At 44.7% G+C, this 9,246-nt stretch carries 8 protein-coding genes; 1 reads left to right on the top strand and 7 read right to left on the bottom strand.

From position 1 onward, the window contains the following. Positions 1-144: 144 nt before the first annotated feature. The 7 genes from GNE10_RS27330 to GNE10_RS27360 form a co-directional block, all read right to left on the bottom strand. Positions 145-1,530 carry a cytochrome P450 gene (locus tag GNE10_RS27330; protein WP_185568668.1) on the bottom strand — a complete coding sequence of 462 codons (1,386 nt, stop codon included), beginning with the start codon at positions 1,528-1,530 and terminating at the stop codon, positions 145-147. Between the two features lie 219 nt (positions 1,531-1,749). Next, a complete protein-coding gene (gene fabD, locus GNE10_RS27335; protein ID WP_185568671.1) occupies positions 1,750-2,949 on the bottom strand; it encodes an ACP S-malonyltransferase in 1,200 nt (399 codons plus the stop codon). A 218-nt stretch (positions 2,950-3,167) separates the two neighbouring features. Beyond that, a complete protein-coding gene (locus GNE10_RS27340; RefSeq protein ID WP_185568674.1) occupies positions 3,168-3,956 on the bottom strand; it encodes an enoyl-CoA hydratase/isomerase in 789 nt (262 codons plus the stop codon). Further along, positions 3,944-5,206 carry a hydroxymethylglutaryl-CoA synthase family protein gene (locus GNE10_RS27345; RefSeq protein ID WP_185568677.1) on the bottom strand — a complete coding sequence of 421 codons (1,263 nt, stop codon included), beginning with the start codon at positions 5,204-5,206 and terminating at the stop codon, positions 3,944-3,946. The genes GNE10_RS27340 and GNE10_RS27345 overlap by 13 nt, the downstream gene beginning before the upstream one ends. A 13-nt stretch (positions 5,207-5,219) precedes the next feature. After that, positions 5,220-6,455: a beta-ketoacyl synthase N-terminal-like domain-containing protein gene (locus GNE10_RS27350; RefSeq protein WP_185568680.1), complete on the bottom strand. Its 1,236-nt coding sequence runs from the start codon at positions 6,453-6,455 to the stop codon at positions 5,220-5,222. Then, positions 6,433-6,693, bottom strand: coding sequence for an acyl carrier protein (locus GNE10_RS27355; protein WP_099066639.1), 261 nt, complete (start codon positions 6,691-6,693; stop codon positions 6,433-6,435). Before GNE10_RS27355 ends, GNE10_RS27350 begins: the two co-directional genes overlap by 23 nt. Positions 6,694-6,740: 47 nt before the next feature. Then, positions 6,741-7,586, bottom strand: coding sequence for a methyltransferase domain-containing protein (locus GNE10_RS27360; protein ID WP_221643012.1), 846 nt, complete (start codon positions 7,584-7,586; stop codon positions 6,741-6,743). Between the two features lie 152 nt (positions 7,587-7,738). Between GNE10_RS27360 and GNE10_RS27365 the strand changes: the two genes are divergently transcribed. Continuing rightward, positions 7,739-9,169, top strand: a complete 1,431-nt coding sequence (locus GNE10_RS27365) for an MATE family efflux transporter (RefSeq protein ID WP_185568686.1) — start codon at positions 7,739-7,741, stop codon at positions 9,167-9,169. Positions 9,170-9,246: the final 77 nt, after the last annotated feature.

Here is a 9,246-nt window from a genome sequence, read left to right on the forward strand (position 1 = left end):
CTGAATTCTGACTCCTGAATTCTGACTCCTGAATTCTGACTCCTGAATTCTGACTCCTGAATTCTGACTCCTGAATTCTGACTCCTTTTTATGGGGTTCCGAACGACTAGCACCGATATACTGAATTTAATTTTCTCAGTTTAATTACATCGGATGTACTGGCGATCTTTTTCGTTGATAACTGATGCGCGTGGGTGATGGACGAGGAGCACCGCCGAGTACGCTGATTGTCTTTGGGTTTGGTGTGAGTAGAGTTAAATCATAGTTGCGTAGCAACTTTGCGAGGATGATGGCCATCTCATTTTTGGCAAAGTTCATCCCTGGACATTTTCGCCCACCTCCGCCGAACCCCATAATAGCATACTGGTCTTTAGCTTCGCTCCGTTCTTTGCTAAAGCGATCGGGGTCAAAAAGAGGTGGATTACTAAATTTGCTTTCTAGATAATGGGAACTTCCGGCGGCTATAACCACACGCCAGCCTGCGGGAATTTGATAATCCCCGACTTCAACGTCCTGTTCAGTAACCCGCAGCAGCATATCTGCGGAAGGTTTCAGCCTTACAGTCTCATCAATTACTTGGAAGGTTAGTGGCAAGCTTCTAAAGCTCATAGCATCAATGTTGTCATTTAGAACCTCAACTTCAGTTTGTAAGCGTGCCAAAATGTTCGGGTGTTGGAGGGTGAGGAGAACACACCAGGCGGCTTGCCGTGCGGTGGTATCATTTCCGGCAAATATCAGACCCAGCCATAGGTCTGCCGCCTTTTGATCGTCGAGGTAAGTGCCATCGTCCAAAGGAGTATTGAGTAACAAAGATATTACATCGTCGTAGGCATCAGGAGCTTGACGACGTTGTTGGCAAAGGCGACCTAGAATACTTCGGATCTTTGCCCTACCGCGATCGCGACGTTTATATCTAGGCAGTGGCCAGTTAGGGGGTAAGATGATGCTCACGGACTTGGCAATATCCGAATATGCTTCCCAGAATTCCGAACCTAATTCATCTCGGAAATTTGCTCCAGCAAAGGCGTGCCCAGCAATAGACCGCGTTACTAGGCGCATCTCCTCCATAATATCCATCTCGCCCGACTCCCCTAAACGATCGAGCCAGACATCAACTTCGTAGTTCATGGCATTTAAGTAGCCCAAGCTACGTTCTCTACCAAAGATGATTGGTAGAAAAATGCGATGCTTTTTGTACTGCTCCTTTGAGGCGGTAAGGAATATTTCACCTATGGCATATTTCAGGATTTCATAGCCCTTGGCGATATTTAAGCTTTTGTCAGTTTCGTTGTAAAACCATTGATGGTATTCGCTACCAGTGACCACCACTATCGGTTGGGGTATTTTAACAGTAAATACACTACCTAACTCCTGATAGCCCTTGTAAAACAGAGCACCTTTGTCCTGCATAAATTCTGGAAGATGCCCAATAATCGGCCACCCCCCTTTGAGTACAGGTGGGAGTTGCATCGGATCTCCTGATTTCAAAGAGGAAGGATTTTCAAGGCTATCTGACAGATTATGTTTCATTTAGTTCACTCCCCAAGATTGACCTATGTGAAAGTAACTGCGTGCTATATTTAGACCCAGAAGAATAAATCTGACTCTATCATTGTTCAGCGCGGTAATTTGATGAAATGATAGGTGGATGGCTTCGAGACACTGCGTGATTCTACACGATCTCCTTGAGTCAAACAATAGCGGTGTTTTTTTGTCTTTAGTGTAAGCAGTCTTCTTTTTAACCCACTATCACCGCTCGGCGGGTGATGATATTTCGTCCAAAGCAAAATAGCCGTTGTAATCTTCCATATAAACGGCTGCTCGATGTTTAAAAAGAATCACAGCCGGAGTGCAGGTCGTCAATTCCATGTCATATCCAGGAATGCGTACTTTTGTACCAACTGGGTACAAGCGATTCCAGCGATCGACTTTTTTTCGCGCCTGGGCTGCTAGTTTCTCTTTATCCACAGTAAACTGGGTATTAAATTGGCTGGAACGTTCATCGGTGCGATCGCCTTTTATAGAGAACTGACTTGCTAAGGAAGAATCGACTTGATTATCATCTTGAATATGAGGATTTTTTGCAGTATTGTCTGGCTGCCCTTGATATTCTCGTTTGATACTTGGCATTAACTTGGTTAAAATTCTACCGACACCTAGTTCCTCAAACTCCATTTCATCTTGGGACAGCAGATAACCGATGCTTTCAGACCAGCGCACAGGAGATGTAATGTGATTTGCTAACTGGGACGCAATCTCTTCTTGTCGATAGGGTCGTGCATTGACGTTGCAGACCACAGGAATCGTCAGTTTTGAAAAAGAAAAGTTTTCCAGATACCGCGCAAACTCTTCTCTTGCAGAAACCATATAGGGAGAGTGGAACGCGCCACTTGTGTTGAGAGGAATGAAAATCGCTCCCTCATCTACTAGGACTTGCTTGGATTTCTCGATATCTGCTTTCAAACCCGATACAATGGTTTGGTGTGGCGAATTGTAGTTTGCAAGATAAACTGCTGACAGTCCATGAAAGTCTAACATTGTCCGAATGTCGGTTGCCGCAGGGCCAATTACAGCTCCCATTGCACCATTGAGTGTGCGGCTCATGAGTTCCCCACGCTTTGCAACTAGGCGAATACCATCTTCAAAGGAAAAGGCTCCTGAACTGTGAAGTGCGTTGTATTCACCCAAACTATGGCCGGCTAAGAAATTAGGTAACTTTCCAGATTCGGCTAAACGCAGTTTATAGGACAACGCATTAACGATAAAAAGCGCCGGTTGAGTGAATTGTGTTCGATCGAGCTGGTTGTTTGGATCTTCTGTACACAATGTAACTATTGAATACCCAAGAATGTCACTGGCAATTTCCGTTTCCTCTGGAAATATTGCAAACAGTTGTTTTCCCATTCCTTTTGTTTGTGAACCCTGCCCAGGGAAAAGATAAGTAATCATTGTTAATTAAATTGCTAGAATTATACGTTAGACTTATTGCAAAAATATCCTTTTGCAAGAAAGGGGAAAGGGGAAAGGGTAAAGGGGAAAGGGGAAAGGGAAAGGATTTTGAGTTTTTTTCGTCTTTTCCCGGACAAATGCCAAGAAGTGTATTGACAGAATACCAAAATAGTGTATTCCTAATAAATAAAAGTCGTTTTTGCAGATATCGGATAATACTATGGCTCCCAAGGAAATTTTCCTTCGTTAACGTATCTCCGAATTTTGTCGAGATTCTCTTGAGAGGAGAACAACTGCTCGTTTGTGGAAACTGCCAACGATTGCGATCGCATCAGGATATCGTTTAGCTGGTGCATATATTTTTTATACTCGGATACGGCTGAATTCGACAGTCGGCTCAGACGAATCAGATGTTTACGTAACAGAGATTCGCTGTCTTGAGAATAAGCATCCACCAAACCACTGGCGGATGCATCCTGGACTGAAATCGGTATGGTCGTCAACGTCATGTAATGAGATTTTTGCACGCCCACTTTGCGAATTAGAAATGGTAACACACAGGCGGGAAACACACCGAACATAAGTTCTGAAAGCGCGAAAGTTGCTGATTCATCCGCTAGTACGATGTCGCAGGCGGCAACAAAGCCCACTCCACCAGCACGCACCTTACCTCGCACATGGGCAATTGTGACAAATGAAGCGATGGCCAGCTGCATCCATAAATGGTACAAGCGTTCAGCATCGACCCTCCCCGCAGCATCATTTTGTTCAGCGATGTGGCGAAAGTCTGCACCAGTACAGAAAACATCCGGCAATCCCTCAATGACAACGACACAAACCGCTTGTGATTTCTCTCTAGTTGTATTTTCACAAATGCCAAGGACATCTGTAAGTTCGGTGACGAGCTGGTTGGTAATCGCATTCTCGGAATCTAGCTGACACAGCTGAATGCGACAAATTGACCCCTGAAACCGGACGTTGATAGTTTGATACGTTAGCTCACCCATTCATACTCACGATGGAATTCTCGAATTTCGCGTAAGGTCAACAATGGTTTATCTTTCCAGGCCGATCGCATACCCGCAAGCATCGTGGGTTCTAAAGTTACATTTCTCGTTCCGAACCTGACACTGCGATTGCCCTGGAAAAGGTCTTCGTATTCCTCGATGGAAATCCGATAGCGTCGGTCTAGCATCGCCCCAATATTAAACTGACGTTGCCACTGTTGTCCATTTGCTGTCACCACGCCACTGTAGAACTCGGAGCAACAGCCAGAACCGTAGGAAAAGCAACCCACTCGCTTTGGTGTCGTGAAATCACCATTGTCGATGGTGCTGGACAAAGATAACATCACCGTTCCGCCCATAATATTGCCCACCCGTTGGCAATAGCGGAGTCCTAGTGCAACTCGCTCCTTAAAGTCAAGTTCAATATCCTTTGACTTTACCTGAGTGAACTTACGCATCATCATCCGGTGTGCCCCTTTGACCATGCCACCAAAAGGCGTGTGGAATGTTAAGTAACCAAAGGTATTTTGATAGTCTACGCCTGAAACTCGCTTTTGATACTCAATAAACGCCTTCTCGCAACAGTCGAGATACGACATCATAGATAAATCGACATCTCCCGATTCACTGTCAGGCACTGGACGGCAGGTATCCATGACCTCGTAGCCGTAATAGCCGTTTGCGCCTACATCGACTTGAAACACCTTTGGGTCGTCACTAACAAGTATGGCTACTGCCCCTGCACCAGAACTTGGCTCAAAATAAGACCAGTCATCGGTGAGTGCTTCACCCCCGGCGGTGACAACGAATCGGGAAATATCGGTGGCTACAACCAACGCCTTAGCACCCGGTGATGTTTGTGAGAGAATGAAATTAAGGGCCATTTGTAGTCCGGCAGTTGCCGCATAGCACGCTTGTTTCAACTCAAATAAGCGACAGCATCGATTCAAACCCAGGTATTGATGAATGTAGACGCTAATGGATTTACCGAAATCAATCCCTGATTCTGAGCAGGTAATGAGCAATTCTATTTGTCCTTTTTCCTCTTCTGAGAGAGAGTCAATTAAAGGTTTGGCGGCGTTGACTCCAAAAGTGATGGGATCTTCAAACGGCAGGGCAATTGCTTTTTCCTTCATTAATAAATTTTCAAACCGCCGCATATCTAGCTGTCGATGACGAGCCAGATCCATCACATCAAGGACGACACTACCGCCAAAAGCATTCATGCTTTCGATTCCAACTGATATCATGATTGTTCCTCGCTTAACATCGTCCGAGACATAATGCCGTATTGATTCCGCCAAATCCCATACTCAGGGCGATCGCATATTCGATGTGATGTTTAACAGATTTTTCCCGAACCCAGTTAAAAGTTGAGTCGATTGGACTGTCTAAGTTTCGCGATGGATGAAGCATTCCAGCACGCATTTGTAGAACTGTTGTCACCACCTCAACAGCTCCTGCGGCGCTCAGTCCGTGACCGATGAGTGACTTGGTTGTATTGATATATGCATGGGACAGACCCGCCTCACGAATGGCTGAAATTTCAGTTTCATCCCCAACGATGGAACCGCTACCGTGGGGATTGATATAGTCGATCGCTGGCGGCGACAATCCAGAACGAGCCAACGATTCCCAGATGACAGACACTTCACCTGACTGGGACGGATTGGGGTTGCGGTTTCCGTCCATTCTGGTGGCCCACCCCAAAACTTTCGCATAGGGCGAAACGCCAGAACGAGTTGCTGTATCCTCTTTTTCAATTACTACCACGCCACAAGACTCGCCAAAAATAAATCCGTCACGATGAAGATCGAAAGGGCGACTGGCTAATGATGGCTCATTAGCATAACGGTTTGATCCCATAGCCCCCATAGCTCGCAGTCCTCGACACTCCCAATGGGACAGATCCATTAAAGCTCCCATAGCAATGCAGACATCAACTCTACCACTTGCAACAGCTTCGCTCGCCTCAATGACTGCCAGCTGACCGCTAGCGGACGCGCCCCCTACGGTATGCGCGAATCCTTTCACAGGAAAATATTGGGTACAGAGTCCACAAATATCACTGTCAAGAAATGTCGTGCCATAACTCGGTCTGAGAAAATGAGTCCGATGTGCATATTTTTCCTGAATCAGCACCAGTTCACGCTGCTGGAAATTCGAGCCACCAACAATTAGACCGATGCGGCAAGGATCGACATCATCGAGTCGGGCATCCCGCCACGCTTCATCCAGGGTAGCAACTCCCACTTGAGCCGACCATGAGGCTGTCCGTAAATCTCTTTCGGCAATGCCATCAGGAATGATGAGATTGTCAATTTCGCAACCCAACAAAGGCAGATTGCCATCAACAATCTTTCGCCCTGGTCGATTGAGTTCAGCAAAAGCAGATTTCCCTGCAAGTATCGCCTCTAAAAAATTAACTTTTCCTTGCGCGATCGCAGTGGTGACTCCAACTCCTGTAATCAGTATTTTAGCTAAACTGATGTTTCTCATACAGCAGATCGGTAAACTCGCCTATATTCTTAATTTTTGCCAGCTCAATTAGAGGGATTTGTAGCGACAGCGATTCTAGCGTCATCATGACAATATCGGCTCGATCCATCGAGTTGGCTCCTAAGTCAGCAAGTCGATCCGTCTCAACAATCAAATGACCTTCCAGTTCTGGAATAACTTCACGAGTGTGTTGGACAATGATGTTAAAGATACTATCCCTTGTAATCTCGGTTGTCATCTCGATTCTCAATGATTCTAGGGCAATTGCATTTTATTGAACCAGTATTATGCTCTTTTTTTTGCCTTTACCAGCATATACCCAAGATTTTCACACATATCCTCAAACATTCTGACCCAGCGGCCGATGGCTTGACTCTCAACGTATTCCAAAATTTCAGTTTCATACTGTTTAAAGGCGACTTTAACCTTTGGAACCAAAGGAGGAATGACAAATTCGGTTACGTCATCAATTTCTATCAGGTCAAAGCCCGCTTCATCCAACAGTCCTGGATAATCTTCCTTGGGAATAAACACCGAATGAATTTTTTCTTTGGCAAAGGTTTTAAATTCTTCGGTAATGTTTGGCCGTGTTGGCAAGTCAGCGATCAGTAATGTGGCCCCTGGCTTCAAGATTCGATAAGCTTCTCGTAGGGCTTGGCGGTGTCCCATGTGAAAAATAGTTTCAAAAAACCAGCCTCCGTCATAGGTGGCGTCCTCACAGGGCATTTCCAAGGCATTACCGTGGATGAAGCGGACTTTATCGGACATACCAGCTTCCTCGGCTAGCTGCTTCGCCCTGTCGTATTGGTACTTGCTGATTGTAATTCCATCAACGAAACATTCTTTCGCTTTGGCAATCCGCATAGCTGGGACACCTATACCGCATCCCAAATCGCAGAAGCGTTGTCCCTGAGATATTTCCGATTTATCGATCATAATCTGAGTCAGGCGATCGGCTGCTTCACCAAGACTGGCATCAGAATTCTTGTCGTCCCAGTAGCCCCAATGAAACTGCCCGTCAAAGATGAGATGCCCTCCTTGACCTCCGGGCGCATCATACATTTGTGCTACCTTTTCTGGTATTGGACTGCTTATAGTTGCCCCGTTTTTCTCAATATCAGACTTACTCACTGAATCCCCCATAACCTATAAACAAGATTTAGATTTTATGAACCTAATTTTGTTAAAAGCATTATAGGTTATAAGCAGATAGATAAAAGCATTTAAAACGTTGCGAATGTTTACACTGATGATTATTCCCGTTATTAATTAATATCAAGTTTATGGAGCAAATAACTTCAACAGAATTTAAGTCAGATTTTCTCACTGAAGCACGAGTTAGTCTGGGATTGGCTGTACCCTTAGCAGTTGCTCAATTAGCTGAATTTACCATACCTGTAATCAATTCAGTAATGATGGGTTTACTTGGCACTCAAAATTTAGCGGCGGGTGCTTTGGGTGTAGTTATTTTTCTGACTCTGGCATCTATTTGCATTGGTATTCTCAGAGCAGCAGGGGCACTTGCCGCCGAGGCTTTTGGAGCAAACAATCTAGATAGAGTTAGCCGGATTAATTGTCAAGGACTGTGGCTGGCAGTTGCCCTATCTTTACCCGCAATGCTTCTGTTATGGAACTGTGATTCTATACTGCCTTTACTAGGTCAAGAACAAAACAATATTTTATTGACAAAAAGCTATTTACATGTGTTGGTTTGGGGATTACCTGCGATGCTGGGTTTTTTGTATTTAAAACAAATTGCCGCTGCAATCAATTTTCCCCAATTTGGCATGGTGATTATAGTTGTCTCTTTATTGCTGAATATACCCGTCAATTATGTACTGATGTTCGGCTATTTAGGTTTCCCTGCCCTTGGTTTAGCTGGAATCAGCTGGGGAACTATGCTTGTTTATTGGGTGAGTTTCTTAGCCTCAGTTATGCTGATTTATTTTCATCCTAACAGTAGAGACTACAAGCTTTTTCGCTATTTAAATGAGTTCGATGGAGAGATATTTGGTAAAATTTTTCAGATTGGATGGCCGACGGGAATTCAATTAGCAATTGAAATGGGGCTGTTCACCATCACGGCAATGCTCATGGGAAAGTTAGGAACCTCCAGTTTAGCAGCCCATGAAATTGCTCTCCAGGCATCCAGTATCTTTTCAGCAATTTCAATGGCAATTTCTTACGCGGTTACGGCCAGAGTAGGGCAAATGATGGGAGAGAAAAACCCCAAGGGAGTAATGAGGGCAACCTTTGTTAATCTTAGTTTAAGCGCCTTGTTTGCCTTCGTTGTAGCAACAGGTTTTGAACTGTTTTCCCAATCCATTGCTACCCTTTATTTGGACATTAATAATCCCGATAATGCCGTAGCAATTACTCAGGCAATAAATTTCCTAAAATTAGTTGCAGTCTACCAAGTTTTTTCTAGTCTTAAAGGAGTTACGGTTGGGGCTTTGTTAGGATTGCAAGATACCCGCGTACCTATGATAATTAACACATCGTCTTTCTGGGGTGTTGGGCTGGGTGGAGGTTATCTAATGGGAATAATTTTAGGATGGGGAGGAACTGGTTTATGGTACGGTTTAATTTTGGCTCCAGCAATTTCCAGTCTAATTTTAGTAGGGCGGTTTTATCTGAGAGCGAAAAAATTTGAAGGTGAAACTGGAGTCTCTGGTCAGACCCCAGCTCAATACTGCTCGGTTAAAGATTTCTAACTCGGAATTGGATTTGGGAAAAGGTTAAAGGGTAAAGGTTAAAGGTTTTTTCTTTCCCCTTTCCCCCGCCCCTTATC

The organism is Nostoc sp. 2RC, assembly GCF_014222165.1.
GTDB lineage: Bacteria > Cyanobacteriota > Cyanobacteriia > Cyanobacteriales > Nostocaceae > Nostoc > Nostoc linckia.

What these genes read in the sequence shown, in the direction of transcription:
- fabD (WP_185568671.1), bottom strand. Translation starts at nt 2,949, where the DNA reads ATGATTACTTATCTTTTCCCTGGGCAGGGTTCACAAACAAAAGGAATG.
- GNE10_RS27355 (WP_099066639.1), bottom strand. Translation starts at nt 6,693, where the DNA reads ATGACAACCGAGATTACAAGGGATAGTATCTTTAACATCATTGTCCAA.
- GNE10_RS27365 (WP_185568686.1), top strand. Translation starts at nt 7,739, where the DNA reads ATGGAGCAAATAACTTCAACAGAATTTAAGTCAGATTTTCTCACTGAA.
- GNE10_RS27330 (WP_185568668.1), bottom strand. Translation starts at nt 1,530, where the DNA reads ATGAAACATAATCTGTCAGATAGCCTTGAAAATCCTTCCTCTTTGAAA.
- GNE10_RS27340 (WP_185568674.1), bottom strand. Translation starts at nt 3,956, where the DNA reads ATGGGTGAGCTAACGTATCAAACTATCAACGTCCGGTTTCAGGGGTCA.
- GNE10_RS27350 (WP_185568680.1), bottom strand. Translation starts at nt 6,455, where the DNA reads ATGAGAAACATCAGTTTAGCTAAAATACTGATTACAGGAGTTGGAGTC.
- GNE10_RS27345 (WP_185568677.1), bottom strand. Translation starts at nt 5,206, where the DNA reads ATGATATCAGTTGGAATCGAAAGCATGAATGCTTTTGGCGGTAGTGTC.